Raw genomic sequence first — 20,268 nt, 5'->3', positions numbered from 1 at the left:
GGATCTGGAGGAGTTGCGGGTGAAGAAGCGTGACTGGTCGGCGACGCTCGTCGCCAGTTTGTCGGTGGCGATCGCGGGGCCGGCGGCGGCCCAGTCGTGGAATTACTATCCGACGGCGACGAATTCGACCTTCTACGTTCCCTTTGCCGGCGGCCAGATGGGTGACGGCACGATGGGGATGGTAAACCTCTCGCTGCCTTCGGCCCCCAACGTGGCGCCGTTCACCCCGATCCCCTTCGTGATGGACACCGGGTCGACCGGCATCCTCGTCTCCGCAGACCGGTTCACCCCCGTGCCGGGCACCTCACTCGGCCAGGGCAGCATCACCTACACCAGCAGCGGTATCATCAACCAGGGAACGGTCTACAACGCTGACATCTTCATTCATGGGGCAGTCGTCAACGGCCAGCAAACCTACGCGATGGCCACCGTGCCGGTCCTTCTGGTGACAAACATAACCTGCGAGCCTGGCAAGCAAGCCACGGGCCAGTGCCAGCCCAATTCCAATCCTACCGGGATCGGGATGATGGGAGTGGGATTCAACCGCGGGTCCGCCAACGCCGCCGCCGGCGCCGCGACAGGATTGTCGCCGAACGGCAACCCGTTTCTCAACCTGACCGGATTCGTGAACCTTCCCGACCTGTCGGTCGCAAACATGCGCGCGGGCTTCGTCATCACCAATAACCAGGCGCAGCCCGGCGTGAGGCTGGGCCTCGATGGCGCGTTCCTGAACGACTTTGCCTACGTGCAACTGATGCCGAATACGAACGCGAACACGGTGACGCCGTGCACTACGCCTACGACGGCCTGCTCACTCGCCGGCAACTTCCAGCCGACCACCATGAGCGTGACGACCAATGGCGTCCCCATGAGCGGGACCGTGCTCCAGGACAGCGGCATCGGCTATATGTTCCTGTCACCGCCGCCGCCGGGCAGCGGTCTGGTCGCCGGCGAACAGACCTATGCGCCCAACGGCACGATCATTGCGATCGCCCTCCCGGGGCAGCCGGGTACCGCCGCGAACTACACATTCACCGTCGGAACGCCTGACCCCGTGGCGCCAACCGCCGTTCAGGTGGTCGATGGCCCACCCTATGTGAACACGGGCCACAATTTCTTTCGCGGCTTCGACTATCTCTACGATCCCGTTGGCGGTTTCGTCGGCTATCGCTGGAGCGGATCGAACGTTGATCCAAGCGGCTCGGTCACGCCGATGCTCGCCCTGCAGGGCACGCTCGCCTTCGACAACAACTTCTCGTCGAACTTCCCGACCTACCTGATGGCCGCAACGACCTTCCAGCAGACCGGCACCGGGACCATCAGCGGCAACATCGGCGGACCGGGCAGCCTTGCGCTCGGCGGCGGCACGATGAACCTGTCGGGCACCAATACCTATAGCGGCGGCACCATCGTCAATGGCGGCATTCTCAACATCGCTTCGGCGGGAGCCTTGCCGACGGGCGGTTCGCTCACCATCAACGCAGGGCAGCTCAATCTCAACGGCAACAGCCCGACCATCGGCAACCTCTCCGGCGTCGGCGGCGTGCTCGACCTCGGCGCCGGCCGGCTGAGCATCAATGCCAGCGGCGCCAGTTCGCTCGCCACTTCCGTCACCGGCGCCGGCGGGTTGAGTCTGTTCGGCACAGGTCAGCTTTCGCTGACCGGCAACAACACCTATACCGGTGAAACCCGGATCTTCGGCGGCCTGCTCGCGGTCAACGGAAGCACCACCAGCGATATGGTAGTGGGCGGCGGGGGCACCCTGGGCGGTACCGGCACGATCGTCGGCAACGTAACGAACGCCGGTGTCGTCGCGCCCGGAAACTCGATCGGCACGCTGAGCGTCACGGGCAACTATACGCAGACCGGCGGTACCTTCCAGGCGGAGGTCAATGCCACGCGACAGAGCGACCGGCTGAACGCGACAGGCACGGCCACGATCGGAGCGGGCAGCACAGTGGTCGTCCTGCCGCAGGCCGGCAGCTACGCACCGCGTACGACCTATACGCTGCTCAACGCGACCGGCGGGCTGACGGGTACCTACGCCTCAGTCAGCAGCGCCCTGCCATTCCTGCAGCCGAGCCTGAGCTACGATGCCAACAACGTCTATCTCAGCCTGCAGGTGGGGGGCTTCGCGCAGGCGGCGCTGACGCCGAACCAGGCGGCCGTCGGGGCGGTGCTCGACTCCACGGCGCTTAATGCGACGGGCGATTACGCCACCGTCATCGGCGCGCTCTCCACCCTCTCCGCCCAGCAGGGCCAGGCGGTGATGAACGCGATCAGCGGCCAGAACTATTCCGGCTTCTCCAGCTCGATGGCGCAGGGGATCCAGCTTTTCCTGAGCAACTTCGCGGGACAGGCGGGCGGCGGCGGCAGCCTCACCGGGTCGAGCCGGGTGGCGCTGGCCGAGGCGTGCGACGTAGCCTGCGACAGCACGGTGCCGGCGCTGTGGAGTGCCTGGGGCGGCATGCTGGGCGGGCTCGGCACGATGAGCAGCGGCAGCAGCAATGCCGGCACGTTGACCTACAGTGCCGGCGGCTTCGCGGGCGGTCTGGACCGGCTGGTGGCGCCAGGTCTCCGGGTTGGCGTGACGGCAGGCTACCAGAACGCCAACCAGTGGGTCGGCGGCTTCAGCGGGCAGGGCAACTCCAACAGCTTCCAGGCCGGCCTCTACGCCAACTTCATCCAGGACAAGGTCTATGCCGACGTGATCGCGGGCTACGCCTACAGCGCCAACCAGATGTGGCGCAGCATCGCGATCCCCGGGCTCGCGCCGCGCACTGCGATCGGCAACACCGGCGCCAACCAGTTCTACGGCCAGGTCGAGACCGGTTATCGCTTCGATCTCGGCGGTCTGGCCGACGCCTTCGTCACGCCGTTCGTGCGGCTGCAGGCCTATACGGGCACCCAGAACGCCTTCACCGAGACGGGGGCAGGCTCGCTGAACCTCTCGGTGGCGCAGCAGACGACGAACTCGCTGCGCACCGTGCTGGGCGCGCAGCTTGGCGGTTCGATGGACGTGGGCTGGCGCGACCGGCTGGCGCTCAAGATGCGCCTGGGCTGGAGCCACGAATATGCCGACACGGCGCGTCCCGTGACGGCCTCGTTCGCGGGCGCGCCGGTGGCGCCCTTCACCACCTATGGCGTCGCGCCGCAACGCGATGGGGTGGTGCTGGGCCTCGCGGCCAACACCGCCGTTGCCGATGCGACGTCGATCTACCTGCGCTACGAGGGCGAGGTCTCAGGGCAGGACAATGCCCACGCCTTCACTGCCGGCTTCCGCATGACGTGGTAGACGAAGGTTCCATCGGGCGGTGAACGCCGCGCAGGGTCGGCGCGGCGAAGGCCATCTTCCTCGGCATCCACGGGGTCGGCGACTGTCGCAAGGCGCGGAAAGTCGGCGGAAACCGTTGGTTGGGTCGCCTGTCTGGCGAGCCGGGAGGTGGGCTATAGGATGGGCGCTGGCCTCACCCTCGACGGGGGTACGTGCTCTGATTCGCCGGCCCCTACCCTCGCCGGCGTCCAGGGACCAGCTTTTTCGTTTTGAGCTTTGGCGGTGCTTCATTCAGGATTGGGCATGAAGCGGCCAGAGCGTCGCAAAGGGTGGGTGCTGGGGAGTAGAGGCGTGAACCGTGAAGGTGTCTGGCGGGCAACGCTCATCCTGTCGGCGTGTTCGTTGTTTTCCGGTCCGGTCGTGGCGCAATCGGCGCTACCCTGGAACATGTACGGTGGCGGCGGCTCGTTTTTCGTTCCGCTCACCACCGAGCCGAATCCCGCTGGCGGGCCCAACCAGGTATTCGTCTCGCTGACGCTGAACGGCTACGGCCCCAAGAATTTCATTTTGGATACCGGCTCCCTCGGGCTTGTAGCGGACGGAAAGCATTACAAGCCCGGCAACGATCCTGTCCTCGCGCCCTATGCGAGCATCAGTTACGGCACTAGCAATGCCGGCTCGGACGGCACCATCTACCTCACGAACGTGCAGATCAATGGCGCAAACGGCCAGTCGGTGACCGCGCGGGTTCCGATCCTCGCGACCACCAAAGACGGCTTCCATCAAATGGGCATCGGCTTCGATCGCGGCGGCGTCATGGTCGATCCGTACCTTGGCGCACCTAAAAAATTGCAGCAGGCGGCCAACAACTCATGGAACATGAATCCGCTGCTCTCGCTGGTGAGCGGCCCCGGCGTCAGCAGCACCATGCAGCCAGGCTATATCATCGGCATGAGCGGATTTCCGAGCCTCGGCCTCGGCAATACCCCGGGTATCCTGCTGGGGCTCAACAGCCAGAACACCAGCGGCTTCGCCTTCCAGAACCTGCCTTCGAGCGGCACCAACCTGTCCTGGTACAGCATCGGTGGCACTGCCTACCCCGTGCAATGGGGCTCCCAGAATGGGTCGGTCTCGATCACGGTCGAGGGACAGCCACGCTACGATCTCGGGACCCTGAACCAGCTACCCGATAGCGGCATCTCCTACATGATCGTCACGGCGCCGACCGCCGGCCAGGTCCCGGTCGGCCGGGGGCAGTGCAGCGCTAGGACACAGGCGGAGAACAACTGCCTGCAACCCGGCGGTACAGTGCAGGTCTTTCTGCCGGGGCAAACGACGGCCGCCTACAGTTTCATCCTGGGCGACAGCAGTTCCATCCTGCCCTACGGCGTGCAGGTCACGGACGGGCCGGGCTTCACCAACCTCGGCCGCACCTTCTTCGAAAACCTCAATTACCTCTACGATCCGATGAACGGCTTCGTCGGCTACAGCGTCCCCGTCAGTCGCGACTATCGGGGCAATGGAAGCATCGTCCAGATGCTGGCCCTGCAGGGCATGCTGAACCTGCCGGACGCTTTCCAGGCGAGTTTCACGACGTACCTGATGGACAATGTGACGGTGCAGGTTCAGCAGAATGGCTCTGCCCTTCTTAACGGTTCGATCTGGGGGCCTGGCGGTCTTACGCTGGGAAGCGGCAACCTCACCCTGGGCGGCGCCGGCACCTATACGGGCGGAACGACGGTGAACGGCGGCCTTCTCACGATTGCCAACACCGGTTCGATCCTGGGCGACGTCACCGTCAACAATGGTGGCGGCCTGGTCAACAACGGCACGATCGGCGGCAATGGTCAGCTCACCGTCAATGCCGGCGGCAGCTTCGTCAACAACGGTACGGTCGACACGCCGCTCCAGTGGCAGCTGAATTCGGGCAACTTCACCAACAACGGCGCTTTCAACGCCAGCCTCGCCAACCTTGGGCTGGCGGCCAATGGGGGGACGCTGACGGGCTCGGTGTTCAACGGCAGCCTGGGCCAGTTCAGCAACACCGGCACGATCACTGGCAACGTCACCAACATGGGCCTGTTCGCCCAGAACGGCACGATCGCCGGCAATGTCAACAACATGGGCGTGCTCTCGGGTACCGGCACGATCTTCGGCAACGTAACGAACGCCGGCGTCGTCGCGCCCGGCAACTCGATCGGCACGCTGAGCGTCACGGGCAACTATACGCAGACCGGCGGTACCTTCCAGGCGGAGGTCAATGCCACGCGACAGAGCGACCGGCTGAACGCGACAGGCACCGCCACGATCGGAGCGGGCAGCACAGTGGTCGTCCTGCCGCAGGCCGGCAGCTACGCACCGCGTACGACCTATACGCTGCTCAACGCGACCGGCGGGCTGACGGGTACCTACGCCTCAGTCAGCAGCGCCCTGCCATTCCTGCAGCCGAGCCTGAGCTACGATGCCAACAACGTCTATCTCAGCCTGCAGGTGGGGGGCTTCGCGCAGGCGGCGCTGACGCCGAACCAGGCGGCCGTCGGGGCGGTGCTCGACTCCACGGCGCTTAATGCGACGGGCGATTACGCCACCGTCATAGGCGCGCTCTCCACCCTCTCCGCCCAGCAGGGCCAGGCGGTGATGAACGCGATCAGCGGCCAGAACTATTCCGGCTTCTCCAGCTCGATGGCGCAGGGGATCCAGCTTTTCCTGAGCAACTTCGCGGGACAGGCGGGCGGCGGCGGCAGCCTCACCGGGTCGAGCCGGGTGGCGCTGGCCGAGGCGTGCGACGTAGCCTGCGACAGCACGGTGCCGGCGCTGTGGAGTGCCTGGGGCGGCATGCTGGGCGGGCTCGGCACGATGAGCAGCGGCAGCAGCAATGCCGGCACGCTGACCTACAGTGCGGGCGGATTCGCAGGTGGCCTCGACCGTCTGGTGGCGCCGGGTCTGCGGGTGGGCGTGACGGCGGGCTACCAGAACGCCAACCAGTGGGTCGGCGGCTTCAGCGGGCAGGGCAACTCCAACAGCTTCCAGGCCGGCCTCTACGCCAACTTCATCCAGGACAAGGTCTACGCCGACGCGATCGCGGGCTACGCCTACAGCGCCAACCAGATGTGGCGCAGCATCGCGATCCCCGGCCTCGCGCCGCGCACCGCCATCGGCAACACCGGCGCCAACCAGTTCTACGGCCAGGTCGAGACCGGCTACCGCTTCGATCTCGGCGGTCTGGCCGACGCCTTCGTCACGCCGTTCGTGCGGCTGCAGGCCTATACGGGCACCCAGAACGCCTTCACCGAGACGGGGGCGGGCTCGCTGAACCTCTCGGTGGCGCAGCAGACGACGAACTCGCTGCGCACCGTGCTGGGCGCGCAGCTTGGCGGTTCGATGGACGTGGGCTGGCGCGACCGGCTGGCGCTCAAGATGCGCCTGGGCTGGAGCCACGAATATGCCGACACGGCGCGTCCCGTGACGGCCTCGTTCGCGGGCGCGCCGGTGGCGCCCTTCACCACCTATGGCGTCGCGCCGCAACGCGATGGGGTGGTGCTGGGCCTCGCGGCCAACACCGCCGTCGCCGATGCGACGTCGATCTACCTCCGCTACGAGGGCGAGGTCTCCGGCCAGGACAACGCCCACGCCTTCACTGCCGGCTTCCGCATGACGTGGTGAGTGCTGCGCTTTTCCAGCGACGCGACCGGCGAGCCGGGCCGAAGACCAGATCAATGACGGGGAGTTTGGTGGGAGAATCAGAGTCGCTGCGTGTCACGCCAGTGCGTCGCATCATGATTGCCGTATGCATGGGTACGACGGGCCTCGGCGCCCTGACGGGGCCGGCGCAGGCACAGCTCGATTTCAAGACCTACCAGTACGGCACGAGCGCCATCACGACGGTCACTGGCATCCGCGGCGATAACATGACCGGAAACTATTCCTATGCGGGCGGCACGGGCGGACTGCTCTTCGGCCTGTCGGGAGATTCGATCGCGCCGTTCCCATCGGCGGCGGCAGGCGCCTCCAACTATCCCGGCGCCACCAGCAGCACGCCCTATGGGCCGAGCTTCGGTTCCGCGTCGGGGATACTGCGGGTGGTCGGCAGCTACATCACCGCCGCGTCCAACCCCTACGATCTCGGCTATCTGTACGATGCGGCCAAGGCGCCCGGATCGCAGCTCAGCACGCTGATCTATCCTGGCGGCGACACGCTCTACACCATCGCCCATAGCAACTTCGGGAACCAGGTCGTCGGCAACTACGACACCAGGTTCGCCACCGGCAATGCCTTCGTCTACGATATTCCCACCGGCACCTTTACGACCAACAACAAGCCCGGGGCGGTGAGCACCACGGCCTATGGCGTGTACGGCAACAGGATCGCCGGCGGCTTCGCCGATCCCACGCTGCACGGCTACATCTACAATCAGTCGATGCGTCTCTTCACGACCTACGACGCACCGGGCGCGGTGGTCACGCATTTCGAAGGCATCACATCGGGTGGCCGGGCCAACACCTACAATCTCGTCGCCGACTCCGTCGACATAAACGGCAATCCGCATGCCTGGGCGGTGCATGTCGACGCGGCGGGCCTCGCTACCTGGACGGAGATCGCCGTGCCGGGCGCGTCGGTGACGTCGGCCAACTCGACCTATGGCGGCTACGTGATCGGCGTCTATGTCGAGAACGGCGTGACCAGGGCCTATCTCGTCAACGTGCCGGGTCTCTACAATCCCGTCACCAACTCGGTGAATCTCACGTCCGGCGTGGCCGGCGCGGTGGCGATCGACGGGGCGGGCGACGACGTCGTCAACAACGGCTCGATCCAGATGTCGGGCGCGAACGCCATCGGCATCGCCAACGGAACCTACGGCGTGGTGACCAACTACGGCACGATCGGGGTCACGGGCGCGGGCGGCATGGCCGTTCAGATGACGGGCGAGTTCGGCTCGCTGCTGAATGTGGGCACGATCAGCGCCAGCCCGGGCGGCTACGCGATCCGCACCGATGGCAGGGCGGTTGGCTCGCTCGTCGTCAACAACGGCACCATCGACGGCCTGGTCTCGATCGCTGCCGGACCCGATGCCCGTTTCGAGAACAGCGGCTGGCTCGGCATCGCGGCCGCCGGTGCGGGTGCCACGCACCAGATCAGCGGCACCTTCGTGCAGACCTCGGCGGGCACGCTGGGGTTGCGCGTGTCGCCGGCGACGGCGGACGCCCTCGTCGTGGACGGCACTGCGCGGCTGGCCGGCGGCCTGCAGGTCCTCGCGCAGGGCGGTACCTTCGCGCCGCGCTCGACCCGCACGATCGTGACGGCGACGGGAGGCTTGAGCGGTGCGTTCCAATCGGTCGCCAGCACCGCGCCCTTCCTCGTCCCGACCCTCAGCTACGACGCCAACAACGCCTATCTCACCCTGCAGGTCGGCGGCTTTGCACAGGCGGCGCTGACGCCCAACCAGGCCGCGGTGGGGGCGGTTCTCGATGCGACGGCGCCCAATGCGGCGGGCGACTACGCAACCGTCGTCAGTGCGCTTGCGGGCCTCTCTGCACCGCAGGGCCAGGCGGCGATGAACGCGATCAGCGGGCAGAACTATTCGGGCTTCTCGAGTTCGATGGTGCAGGGGACACAGCTCTTCCTGAACAGCTTCGCGGGGCAGGCGGGCGGCGGCCGCAACTCGGGCGGATCGAACCGCGTGGCGCTGGCCGAGGCCTGCGACATCGCCTGCGACGGCACGGCCGCGGGGCCGTGGAGTGCCTGGGGCGGCGCGCTGGGCGGGCTGGGCAGCATCAGCAACGGCGGCGGCAATGCCGGCGCCCTGACCTACAGCGTCGGTGGCTTCGCGGCCGGCCTCGACCGTCTCGTGGCGGCGAACGTCCGGGTCGGCGCCACGATCGGCTACCAGAGCGCCAACCAGTGGGTCGCAGGGTTCAGCGGGACCGGCAGTTCCAACACCTTCCAGGCCGGGCTCTACGCCAACTTCGTCCAGGACAAGCTCTATGCCGACGCGATCGTGGGTTACGCCTACAGTGCCAACCAGATGACCCGCAGCATCGCGATTCCGGGGCTGGCCGCGCGCACCGCCATCGGCAATACCGGCGCCAACCAGGTCTACGGCCAGGTCGAGACTGGCTACCGCTTCGATCTCGGCGGTCTCGCCGAGGCGTTCGTCACGCCCTTCGTGCGACTGCAGGCCTACACCGGAACCCAGAACGCCTTCACCGAGACGGGTGCAGGCTCGCTCAATCTGTCGGTGGGACAGCAGACGACGAATTCGCTGCGCAGCGTGCTGGGCGCGGAGATCGGCGGTTCGATGGACATGGGATGGCGCGACCGGCTGGCATTGAGAATGCGGCTGGGCTGGAGCCACGAATATGCCGACACCGCCCGGCCGGTGACGGCTTCGCTGGCCGGCGCACCGGCGGCGCCCTTCACCACCTACGGCGTGGCGCCCCAGCGCGACGGAGTGGTGCTGGGGCTTGCGGCCACCACCACGGTCGCCGAAGCGCTCGACGTCTTCGTGCGCTACGATGGCGAGGTGTCCGGCCAAGACAACGCACACGCTCTCACCGCCGGCTTCCGAATGCGCTGGTAGGGAACGCTTTGGGCGCGTCGTGGTTTAATCGGCCGGATATGGTTTTTTGCCATTTTCTCTCGGCAAGGGTCTCTGCGGGCCAGACTGGGAAGCGTTCCGATCCGATGCGATGAGTAACCTGCGTATTGTCCTGCTCCTGCTCGCGACCCTCGCGGGGTGCGCGCCCGTCGTCGTCCCGGCGGGTGCCCCGATCCGGCCGCCGACGCTCGAAGCCGACCGCTACATCGCGGCGGACGGCAGCGTGCTCAAGCTCGCGACATGGCCTGCCGTGGGCGGAACGCCGAAGGCGATCATTCTCGGCATCCACGGCTTCGGCGACTATCGCAAGGCCTGGGAGGAGCCGGCCGAGATCTGGGCCGCCGACGGCATCACCACCTTCGCCTACGACCAGCGCGGCTTCGGTTCCAGCCCCACACGGGGGCGCTGGGCCGGTACGGCCACCATGATCGAGGACATCCGGACGGTCGCAACGCTCATCCGGCAGAAGTACCCCGACGTGCCGTTCTACCTCGCCGGCGAGAGCATGGGGGGCGCGCTCGTCATGGCCGCGTCCGACAAGACTCTCGATGTCGAGGGCCTCATCCTGGTCGCCGCCGCGCTGCGGTCGCGCGATACGCTGGGTCCCTTCCTGAGCGGAGGGCTCTCGTTCTTCGCCCATACGGTCCCGTGGCTGCCCTCCGGCCCGACTTCCATCGACTTCCAGCCGACGGACAACCCCAAGACCATGGAGAAGATGCGCAACGACGCGATGATCCTGCGCAATCCCCGCGTCGATCTCGGGTACGGGCTGGTCGACGCGATGGATGCGGGCAAGGCTGCGGCGCCGAATATCGACAAGCCGTACCTGATGCTGCACGGCATCGGCGACCGGCTGGTGCCGATCGCACCGGTGCGGTCGGCGATCGAGGTGATGCCCCGGCGGCCCGATTCGCATCTCGCGTTCTATAGGAACGGCTATCACATGCTGCTGCGCGACAAGCAGGGCGCGCTGGTCGCCAGGGACATCGCCGCCTGGATCCAGGACAAGGACCAGCCCCTGCCATCCGGCGCCGACGTCCAGGTGTCGCGCCCCGAACTGGCCAGGCTGTGGGGCAGCAAGCGCAGCGATTGACCCACGTCCGGGCGCTTGCCGTTCGCGGCCGGTGTCCTATATCACCGCCGGAAAATCCATCGCGAGGACACGAGCGCAATGAACGGCGACGGTTCGGCTGCCCAGGGCGGCCCGGAGAAGCACCAGTTTCAGGCCGAGGTGGCCGAACTCCTCAACCTGATGATCCACTCGGTCTATTCCGAGACCGACGTGTTCCTGCGCGAGCTGGTGTCGAACGCCTCCGACGCCTGCGACAAGGTCCGCTACGAGGCCATCGCCCGCCCCGAACTCCTGGCCGGCGACGAGCGGCTGGCGATCCGGATCAAGCCCGACGAGGCGGCCCGGACGCTGACCATTGCCGACAACGGCATCGGCATGGACCGGCAGGAGCTGATCGACAACCTCGGCACCCTGGCGCGGTCCGGCACCAAGGCCTTCCTGAAGGGGTTGAAGGACGCCAAGGACGGGCTGGGCCTGATCGGCCAGTTCGGCGTGGGCTTCTATGCCGCCTTCATGGTTGCCGACCGCATCGAGGTGACTAGCCGCCGCGCCAGTTCGGCGGAGGCCTGGACCTGGACGTCCGCCAGCGGCGCGGGCTTCGAGGTGTCGCCGGCCACGGAGGCCCAGGCGGCGCGCGTCGCGCGCGGCACAGAGATCGTGCTGCATCTCAAGGAAGACGCGGTGCGCTACCTCCAGCCCTATGAGCTGGAGCGGATCGTCCGCACCTATTCCGATCATGTGCTTTTCCCGATCGAGCTGATCGACGACAAGGGCGAGGCGCGCCAGGTCAATGCCGCGAGCGCGCTCTGGCAGCGCTCGAAGTCGGAGGTCACGTCCGAGGAGTACACGCAGGCCTATCGCTCGCTCGCCATGGCCTTCGACGAGCCCGCGCTCACGCTGCACTACAAGGTCGAGGGGCGTCAGTCGTATGCGGTCCTGCTGTTCGTGCCGAGCACGCCGCCGTTCGATCTCACCGACCCGGCGCGCAAGGGGCGGGTGAAGCTCTACGTCCGTCGCGTCTACATCACCGACGATGCCGAGCTGTTGCCTGCCTATCTGCGTTTCGTGCGCGGCGTGGTCGACAGCGAGGACCTGCCGCTCAACCTGTCGCGCGAGATGCTGCAGAACAATCCGCAGGTCCGGCAGATCCGCAACGGCCTGGTCGGTCGTGTGATCTCCGAGCTGGAGAGCGTGGCTTCGAAGGACGCCGAGGCCTTCGGCAAGATCTGGGAGACGTTCGGTTCGATCCTGAAGGAAGGCCTGTACGAGGACGGCGAGCGCCGCGCGCAGCTGCTGGGCCTCGCGCGCTTCGCCTCGACCGCCGGCGACAAGCCGCGCTCGATCAAGGAGTACGTGGCCGACCTGAAGCCCAACCAGACCGAGATCTACTATCTCGTGGGCGACAGCCTCGACCGGCTGAAGTCCAATCCGAAGCTGGAGGCGGCGAAGGCACGCGGTGTCGAGGTGCTTCTGCTGACCGACCCGGTCGACGCCTTCTGGACCACGCTGCCGCAGGAATTCGAGGGCAAGCCCCTCAAGTCGCTGAGCCAGGGCGAAGTCGATTTCGGCTTGATCCCACTGGTCGATGAGAAGAAGCCCGAGGATGCCACGGTCGATGCCGAGGACGACGCATCGGTGCTGGCGGCGGCGAAAGACGTGCTGGGCGATGCGGTCGCGGACGTGAAGGCCTCGACCCGGCTCACCGACAGCGCCTCCTGCCTGGTGGCGAGTGCGCAGGGGAGGGATCGCGAACTCGAGCGCCTGCTGGAGCGCCAGAATCGTGGCAGCGGCGCCAAACCGATCCTCGAACTCAACATGAAGCACGCGATGGTCCGCCTGCTGGCAACGGCGAAGAAGGAAGACCGCACGCAGGATGTCGAGGATCTCGCCAACCTGCTGCTCGACCAGGCCCGCATCCTCGACGGCGAGATCCCGTCCGATCCGGCTGCCTTCGCGCGCCGCCTCAACGACTATGTCGTGCGGGCGCTGCGCGCGGTCGCCTAGCGACGCGGCGAGGGACATTCCGTTTCGGCGTGCAATCGAGCCGCATCGATTGCGCTTGTGGCTGTAAGCGCCGTGCCTGCAGACTTTTTGGCGTAGCCAAAGAGCTGCGTGTAACGGAGGAAACGAGATGTCGCACAGCCGTACCATCGGCCGCCGCACCCTGCTGGGCGCCACCGTCGGCGTGCTGGCCGCGCCCGCCATCGTGCAGGCGCAGGCCTGGCCCAGCAAACCGGTGCGGGTGGTCAATGCCTACAGCGCGGGCGGGACGGCCGACGTGGTTTGCCGCATCTACTGCCAGGCGCTGGGCGAGAGGCTGGGCCAGAGCTTCACCGTCGACAACAAGCCAGGTGCCGCCGGCACGATCGCCGCCCAGATCGTCGCGCGTGCGCCCAACGACGGCTATACGATTCTGTACGATGCCACCGCGCAGTCGGTGAACCCGTCGCTGTTCGCCGGCAAGCTGCCCTACGACACGCAGCGCGAGCTCCTGCCGATCGCCCAGACGATGCAGACGCCGGTGACGCTCGTGCGCAACGCCCAGTTCCCGGTCAAGACGGTGCCTGAGCTGATCGCGCTCGCGAAGAGCAAGCCGGGCTCGCTCGACTGTGCCTCGACGGGGATCGGCACAGTGCAGCATGTCTCGCTCGAACTGCTGAACCAGAAGGCCGGCATAAAGATCAACCACGTGCCCTACAAGGAGATGGGCTCGGTCCGGAACGACCTGTTCGCCGGCCGCATCCCGCTGCTGTTCAGCAACGTTCCCGGCACCGTGGCATTGCTCACGTCGAAGGACGTGACCTGCATGGCGCATACCGGGCCGAAGCCGGTCGAGGTCCTGCCGGGCGTTCCTGCCATCTCGGAGGTCATTCCGGGTTTCGAGACCTGGGAATGGAACGGCCTGTTCGCGCCGGCCGGCACCGATCCCGCCCTGATCTCGCGCCTCAATGCCGAGGTCAACGCCGTCATGAAGATGGAGAGCGTGGCCAAGCGGCTCGCGGAGCTGGGCGCGCTGACGCAGCCCAACACGGTCGTCGAGTTCACGGCCTTCCGTGAAAAGCAGATCGCCTTCTTCGCCGAGATGGTGAAGAGCGCGAACATCCGCATCGAGTAGGGAGCAGGAGATGGCCGAGAACGATCCGCTGCTCGGCCATGGCCGGCAGATCGTCGTGCGCGAAGACTGGCTTCGCCTGACCGAGGAGCCGATCCTCGAGCCGGGCCTGCCGATCGTCGATCCGCATCATCATCTCTGGGAGCGCGACGGCGGCCATTCCTACCTGCTGCCGCATCTCCTGGCCGACACGGCGAGCGGGCACGACATCCGCGCGACGATCTTCGTGCAGTGCGGGGAGATGTATCGCGCCTCGGGTCCGACCGACGAGCAGTCGCTCGGCGAGACGGAGTTCGTGACGGGCATGGCGGCGGTGAGCGCGAGCGGCCGCCACGGTCCGACGCGCGCCTGCGCCGGCATCATCGGCATGGTCGACCTGACCCTGGGCGATCGGGTCGAGCCCTTGCTCGAGAAGCATCGGGCCATTGCCGGCGGCCGCTTCTGCGGTATCCGCAACCGCACCGCATGGCATCCCTCGCCGGACGTCACCTCCAACCTGGTGATGAAGCCGCCGGGCCCGCTCGAGCATCCGTCGTTTGCGGATGGCGCGCGTCGTCTGGCGCGGCAGGGCCTGCCGCTCGACGTCTGGGCCTATCATACGCAGCTCCCTCACGTGATCGCGCTGGCGCGCGCGGTGCCCGAGCTCACGATCGTCGTCGACCATGTCGGCGGCCCGCTGGGCATCGGTCCGTTCCGCGGCAGGCAGGCCGAGGTCTATCCCGAATGGAAGCAGCGCATCACCGAACTGGCGTCGCTGCCCAACGTACGGGTCAAGCTCGGTGGCCTGACCATGTTCGTGAACGGCTTCGACTTCCACAAGCGGGCCAAGCCGCCGGGCTCGGAAGAACTGGCGACGACCTGGCGTCCCTACATCGAGACCTGCATCGAGGCGTTCGGCGCCGAGCGCTGCATGTTCGAGAGCAACTTCCCGGTCGACAAGGGACAGTGCAGCTACCCGGTCCTGTGGAACGCCTTCAAGCGGCTGACGGCGGGCGCGAGTGCCGGGGAGAAGACGGCGCTCTACAGCGGCACGGCCACGCGCACCTACGGTCTCGACCGTCTTCCCGTGGCGCTGGCGGTCGATCTCTCGGCGCGATAGGCGCGAGGCAAATGCCTGTCGCTGCGCGCCGCGCCGGCGCGCAGATCGTTCTGCCGCGCGCTCGAACTTTGACAAAGCAAACCATTGTCCGCTGTCGCAAACCGGGGCATTTCAGAAGGGTCGAAAGACCGCGGGATTTGAGGAGCAGCTTGCGCCGCGTCACCAAGTGCTAAAGCGTCACGATACGTTCGTGGGCTCCGCTACGATGGATGAGACAGCGATGACCCAGCCCCTTCTGCCGACCCTCCGCTTCACCTGTCGACGCGGCATGTGCCGCATGAGCTGCCGGCTCGCCTGAGCCGGACCCAAGTCGAAGACAGTTTTTCGCGAGACCAGACCGGCTCCTCAAGGGCCGGAGGAGCGGAGCCATGTCCGAACCCTTCATCATCGAAATCTGGGGCGAGCCTGCGGGCATCGTCCTGCGCGAAGGCAACGCCTTTCGCTTCCACGCGACCGCCCGTCCGTTCTTCGAACTCGACGGCACGCAGTTCACCACCCCCGGCCATGCCCGACTTGCCGCCGCCCGGCTGCAGCGCGGCTCGCGCCGAACCTCCTTCGCGCATTGATTGACAGGCAAAATCCATCATGACGACCCGACAGAGCTTCCTCGCAGCCCTCGCCATCGCGGCGGGCCTGATGTCCACCATCGTTGCCGTACGTGCACAAACGCCGGCTGAGGTCGTGCTGACCAACGTCTCGTACGATCCGACGCGCGAACTCTACAAAGCGCTCAACGAAGCCTTCGCCAAGGACTGGCAGGCCAGCACCGGCCAGAAGGTGACGATCCGCACCTCCCATGGTGGATCGGGCAAGCAGGCCCGCTCGGTAATCGACGGACTGGAGGCCGACGTCGTCACGCTGGCCCTGGCAGGCGACATCGACGCCATCGCTCGTGAATCGAAGCGCCTGCCGGACACCTGGCAGAGCCGCCTGCCAAACAACAGCTCGCCCTACACCTCGACGATCGTCTTCGTCGTGCGCAAGGGCAACCCGAAGGGCATCAAGGACTGGCCCGACCTTTTGAAGGAGGGCGTGTCTGTCGTGACGCCGAACCCGAAGACGTCGGGAGGCGCACGCTGGAATTACCTGGCTGCATGGGCCTACGAACTCGACCGTACAAAGGGTGATCAGGCGGCGGCGCGCAAGTTCGTCGAGGCGCTCTACAAGAACGTGCCGGTGCTGGATTCGGGCGCCCGCGGGTCGACCACGACCTTCGCGCAGCGCGCGGTGGGCGACGTCGCGATCTCCTGGGAGAACGAGGCCTTCCTGATCCAGCAGGAGTTCGGCGCCGACAAGTTCGATATCGTCGTGCCGCCGTTCTCCATCCTCGCCGAGCCGCCGGTGTCGCTGGTCGATGTCGTCGTCGACAAGCGCGGCACGCGGAAGGTGGCGCAGGCCTATCTCGACTATCTCTACTCGCCGGCGGCGCAGAAGATCATCGCCCGCAACTTCTACCGCCCGTCCAAGCCGGAAGCCGCCGATCCGGCCGACCTGGCGCGCTTTCCCAAGCTGAAGCTGGTGACGATCGACGGTGTGTTCGGCGGCTGGACCAAGGCGCAGTCCGAGCACTTCGCCGACGGCGGCCTGTTCGACCAGATCTACAAGCCCGGAAAGACCGCGACGCGATGAGCGTCGCGGCTCTCCGCGGCTGGACGTCGAGCCACCGAAGCTTCCGGGAGCCGAGCGCCTTGCCGGGCTTCGGGATCACGTTCGGCTTTGCCGTCAGCTATCTCTCCTTGATCGTGCTTTTGCCGTTGGCGGTGCTGTTGGCTCGTGCCGCAGATCTCGGCCTTGACGGAATCTGGCGCGTCGCCACCACGCCGCGCGTGCTGGCGGCGCTGCAGGTGAGCTTCTTCATTTCTGCGGCCGCCGCTCTCGTGAACGCTGTGTTCGGCTCGATCGCCGCGTGGGTCCTGGTGCGCTACGAGTTTCCTGGCAAGCGCCTGCTCGATGCCATGATCGACCTGCCGTTCGCCCTGCCGACCGCGGTGGCCGGCATCGCGCTCGCAGCGCTCTACGCTACCAACGGCTGGATCGGCTCGTTGTTCGCGCCGTGGGGCATCAAGATAGCCTTCACGCCCTGGGGCATTCTGATCGCCCTCATCTTCATCGGCCTGCCCTTCGTCGTGCGGACCGTGCAACCGGTCCTTCAGGACCTCGACCGCGAGGTCGAGGAGGCATCCGCGACGCTGGGCGCCTCACGCGCGCAAACCGTGTTCCGTGTCGTGTTGCCCGCACTATTGCCGGCCCTGCTGACGGGTGTGGCGCTCGCCTTCGCGCGCGCGGTTGGCGAGTACGGCTCGGTGATCTTCATCGCGGGCAACATGCCCTTCGTATCGGAGATCGCGCCGCTGCTGATCGTCACGAAGCTGGAGGAGTTTGACTATGCCGGCGCCGCCGCGATCGCCACCGTGATGCTGGCGATCTCGTTCCTGGCGCTGCTCGCCATCAACGGTCTCCAGGCCTACAGCCGGCGCAGGCTCGGTCATGCGTGACGGTGTCCTCACCGAGGGACGGCCCGTGCGCTGGACGCTGCTCGGTTTGACGTTGGTCTTCCTGGCGCTGTTCCTGGTCCTTCCGCTGGCCGCGGTCTTTACCGAGGCTTTGCGCCGTGGGGTGGGGGTGTTCCTCGAGGCTTTCGCAGATCCCGACACGCAGGCGGCGATCAGGCTCACCCTGCTGGTTGCCGCCATCGCTGTACCGCTCAACCTCGTCTTCGGCGTCTCGACCGCCTGGGCTGTCGCCAAGTTCGAGTTTCCGGGCAAGAGCCTCCTTGTCACACTGATCGACCTGCCGTTCTCGGTGTCGCCCGTCGTGTCGGGCCTGGTCTACGTGCTGCTGTTCGGCGCCAAGGGGCTGCTCGGGCCATTGGTCGACGACTGGGGCTTCAAGATCATCTTCGCCGTGCCTGGCATCGTGCTTGCCACCGTCTTCGTCACTTTCCCGTTCATCGCGCGCGAACTCATTCCGCTGATGCACGAGCAGGGCACGGCGGAGGAGGAGGCGGCCCTGACCCTCGGCGCCTCCGGATTCCGCACTTTCCTCACCGTCACCCTGCCCAATGTCCGGTGGGCGCTGCTCTACGGCGTGCTGCTGTGCAACGCGCGGGCGATGGGCGAATTCGGCGCGGTATCGGTCGTCTCCGGCCATATCCGCGGCCTCACCAACACCATGCCGCTTCAAGTGGAGATCCTTTACAATGAGTACAACTTCGTCGGCGCTTTCGCCGTCTCCACGCTTCTGGCGGGACTCGCCCTCGTCACCCTGGGCGCCAAGTCCCTCCTCGAGTGGCGATACGGCGACGGGCTCGCACGCACCCGCCGTCACTGACCGTCCGGTGGCAATCGCGATCCGTGCCGAGGGGTTGGCCAAGTCCTTCGGCGGCACCGTTGCCGTGTCCGGCCTCGACCTGGCCGTGGAGCCGGGGGAGTTGCTGGCCCTGCTCGGGCCCTCGGGTTCGGGCAAGACCACGTTCCTGCGCCTGGTCGCCGGACTTGAATCGCCGACCGCCGGCCGGATCCTGTTCGGCGACGAGGATGCCACGCACCTCAGCGTACAGGATCGGCGTGTCGGCTTCGTCTTCCAGCACTACGCGCTGTTCCGCCATCTCACTGTTGCCGAGAATATCGCCTACGGCCTGCGGGTGCGGCCGCGGCGCGAGCGGCCGTCGGACGCCGATATCAAGCGCCGCGTCGCGGATCTGCTCGACCTGGTTCAGCTTCCCGGGCTCGATCGTCGCCGCCCCGCGCAGCTTTCGGGCGGCCAGCGCCAGCGCGTGGCACTGGCCCGTGCGCTGGCCGTCGAACCGCGCGTGCTGCTGCTCGACGAGCCGTTCGGGGCGCTCGACGCCAAGGTGCGCCGGGATCTGCGGCGCTGGCTGCGCGAGGTGCACGAGCGCACCGGCCACACGACCCTGTTCGTCACCCACGACCAGGAAGAGGCGCTGGAACTCGCCGACAGGGTCGCGATCTTCGACAAGGGCGGTGTCGAGCAGGTCGGCACGCCCGACGACATCCTCGACCGGCCCGCAACGCCGTTCGTCGCGGGCTTCGTCGGCGAGGCGGTGCGGGTGCCCGTCGATGCGGCCGGCAGCTGGATCCGCATCGGCGACCATCAGGTGCGGACGCCGGGCGAGAACGCCGCGGGTCCGGCCGAACTGTTCGTGCGGCCCGGCGATCTCGTGCCCGCGACCGATCCGGCCACGGCGATCCCCGCCCGGGTGATCGCCGTCCGCCGCGGCGGCGCCGCCCGGCGCGCCGAACTGCTGCTCACCGAGGGCCTGCCGGCCGTCGAAATCGATCTGCCGGCAGGTCACTGCGCCCGTAAGGGCGACGTGCTGCCGGTGTCGCTCGCCACCATCCGCCTGTTCACGTCGCGGTGACGCCATGCCGACGCTCGCCCTGCATGTCGTCAACCTGAGACGCCGCTTCGATGGCGCGGAGCCGTCCTGCATCCTGCAGGCCGTGCTTGGTGAGGTCTTCACCCGACGTATCGCCGTGGTTTCCTCGTTCGGTGCCGATTCCGGCGTGCTGCTCCACATGGTGGCGGAGATCGATGCCAACACGCCCGTGCTGTTCGTCGACACCGGCCGGCATTTTCCCGAGACGCTCGAGCATCGTGACCGGCTGGTGCGCCACCTGGGACTGAGTGACGTGCGCAGCGTCGGTCCGTCGGCCGAGGAGGTGGCGCGACTCGATGCCGATCTCAGCCGCGCCACCTGGGACCCCGACGGCTGCTGCGCTTTCCGCAAGGTGGCGCCGCTCCAGCGCGCGCTGCAGGGCTTCGAGGCCTGGATCACCGGCCGCAAGCGCTTCCAGTCCACGACACGCAGCGCGCTCGACGTGTTCGAGGTCGATGGCGTGCAGGCCAAGATCAACCCGCTGGCGCGCTGGGGGCAGGCCGAGATCGACGCCTATGCCACCCGCCACGGTCTGCCGGTGCATCCGTTGGCGGGCCGCGGTTTTCCGTCGATCGGCTGTGCGCCTTGCACGTCCTCGATCCTGCCCGACGAGGGCGTGCGCGCCGGGCGCTGGCGCGGGTTCGAGAAGACCGAATGCGGCATCCACCGCTCCACCGTCGACCGTCCGACCGCCCTGGAATCCGTGAAGTGAGTAC

General features: G+C 67.0%; 13 protein-coding genes. All 13 read left to right on the top strand.

Annotated elements, in window-relative coordinates; translation table 11 throughout:
- The first annotated feature begins 19 nt into the window (after window positions 1-19).
- The 13 genes from LJ725_RS29110 (at window position 20) to LJ725_RS06780 (ending at window position 20,264) form a co-directional block, all read left to right on the top strand.
- Window positions 20-3,295 carry an autotransporter family protein gene (locus LJ725_RS29110; protein ID WP_230549887.1) on the top strand — a complete coding sequence of 1,092 codons (3,276 nt, stop codon included), beginning with the start codon at window positions 20-22 and terminating at the stop codon, window positions 3,293-3,295.
- A 330-nt stretch (window positions 3,296-3,625) separates the two neighbouring features.
- A complete protein-coding gene (locus tag LJ725_RS29105; protein ID WP_230549886.1) occupies window positions 3,626-6,937 on the top strand; it encodes an autotransporter family protein in 3,312 nt (1,103 codons plus the stop codon).
- A 128-nt stretch (window positions 6,938-7,065) separates the two neighbouring features.
- On the top strand, window positions 7,066-9,852 hold the full coding sequence (locus LJ725_RS06830; protein WP_230549885.1) for an autotransporter outer membrane beta-barrel domain-containing protein: 2,787 nt from the start codon (window positions 7,066-7,068) through the stop codon (window positions 9,850-9,852).
- A gap of 109 nt (window positions 9,853-9,961) precedes the next feature.
- Window positions 9,962-10,963 carry an alpha/beta fold hydrolase gene (locus LJ725_RS06825; protein ID WP_230549884.1) on the top strand — a complete coding sequence of 334 codons (1,002 nt, stop codon included), beginning with the start codon at window positions 9,962-9,964 and terminating at the stop codon, window positions 10,961-10,963.
- 78 nt (window positions 10,964-11,041) lie between these two features.
- Window positions 11,042-12,946, top strand: coding sequence for a molecular chaperone HtpG (gene htpG / locus LJ725_RS06820; protein ID WP_230549883.1), 1,905 nt, complete (start codon window positions 11,042-11,044; stop codon window positions 12,944-12,946).
- Between the two features lie 127 nt (window positions 12,947-13,073).
- The gene (locus tag LJ725_RS06815; protein WP_230549882.1) at window positions 13,074-14,057 is read left to right on the top strand and encodes a Bug family tripartite tricarboxylate transporter substrate binding protein; all 984 of its coding nucleotides are present in this window, start codon (window positions 13,074-13,076) and stop codon (window positions 14,055-14,057) included.
- Window positions 14,058-14,067: 10 nt separating this feature from the next.
- A complete protein-coding gene (locus LJ725_RS06810) occupies window positions 14,068-15,153 on the top strand; it encodes an amidohydrolase family protein (protein ID WP_230549881.1) in 1,086 nt (361 codons plus the stop codon).
- A 368-nt stretch (window positions 15,154-15,521) separates the two neighbouring features.
- The gene (locus tag LJ725_RS06805; RefSeq protein WP_230549880.1) at window positions 15,522-15,719 is read left to right on the top strand and encodes a hypothetical protein; all 198 of its coding nucleotides are present in this window, start codon (window positions 15,522-15,524) and stop codon (window positions 15,717-15,719) included.
- A gap of 19 nt (window positions 15,720-15,738) precedes the next feature.
- Window positions 15,739-16,782 (top strand): sulfate ABC transporter substrate-binding protein, encoded by a 1,044-nt coding sequence (locus tag LJ725_RS06800; RefSeq protein ID WP_408015726.1) that lies wholly within the window; start codon window positions 15,739-15,741, stop codon window positions 16,780-16,782.
- Complete coding sequence (cysT, locus tag LJ725_RS06795) at window positions 16,779-17,648, top strand: sulfate ABC transporter permease subunit CysT (protein ID WP_230549879.1); 870 nt, start codon at window positions 16,779-16,781, stop codon at window positions 17,646-17,648. The genes LJ725_RS06800 and cysT overlap by 4 nt, the downstream gene beginning before the upstream one ends.
- The gene (cysW, locus tag LJ725_RS06790; RefSeq protein WP_230549878.1) at window positions 17,641-18,483 is read left to right on the top strand and encodes a sulfate ABC transporter permease subunit CysW; all 843 of its coding nucleotides are present in this window, start codon (window positions 17,641-17,643) and stop codon (window positions 18,481-18,483) included. Before cysT ends, cysW begins: the two co-directional genes overlap by 8 nt.
- A 7-nt stretch (window positions 18,484-18,490) precedes the next feature.
- A complete protein-coding gene (locus LJ725_RS06785; RefSeq protein ID WP_408015725.1) occupies window positions 18,491-19,534 on the top strand; it encodes a sulfate/molybdate ABC transporter ATP-binding protein in 1,044 nt (347 codons plus the stop codon).
- Between the two features lie 4 nt (window positions 19,535-19,538).
- Entirely contained in the window at window positions 19,539-20,264 is a 726-nt protein-coding gene (locus tag LJ725_RS06780; protein WP_230549877.1) for a phosphoadenylyl-sulfate reductase, read from the top strand.
- The last annotated feature ends 4 nt before the right edge of the window (window positions 20,265-20,268 follow it).

This window comes from Reyranella aquatilis (assembly GCF_020880995.1).
Lineage (GTDB): Bacteria > Pseudomonadota > Alphaproteobacteria > Reyranellales > Reyranellaceae > Reyranella > Reyranella aquatilis.
This window is presented reverse-complemented; position numbering and strand designations above follow the sequence as displayed.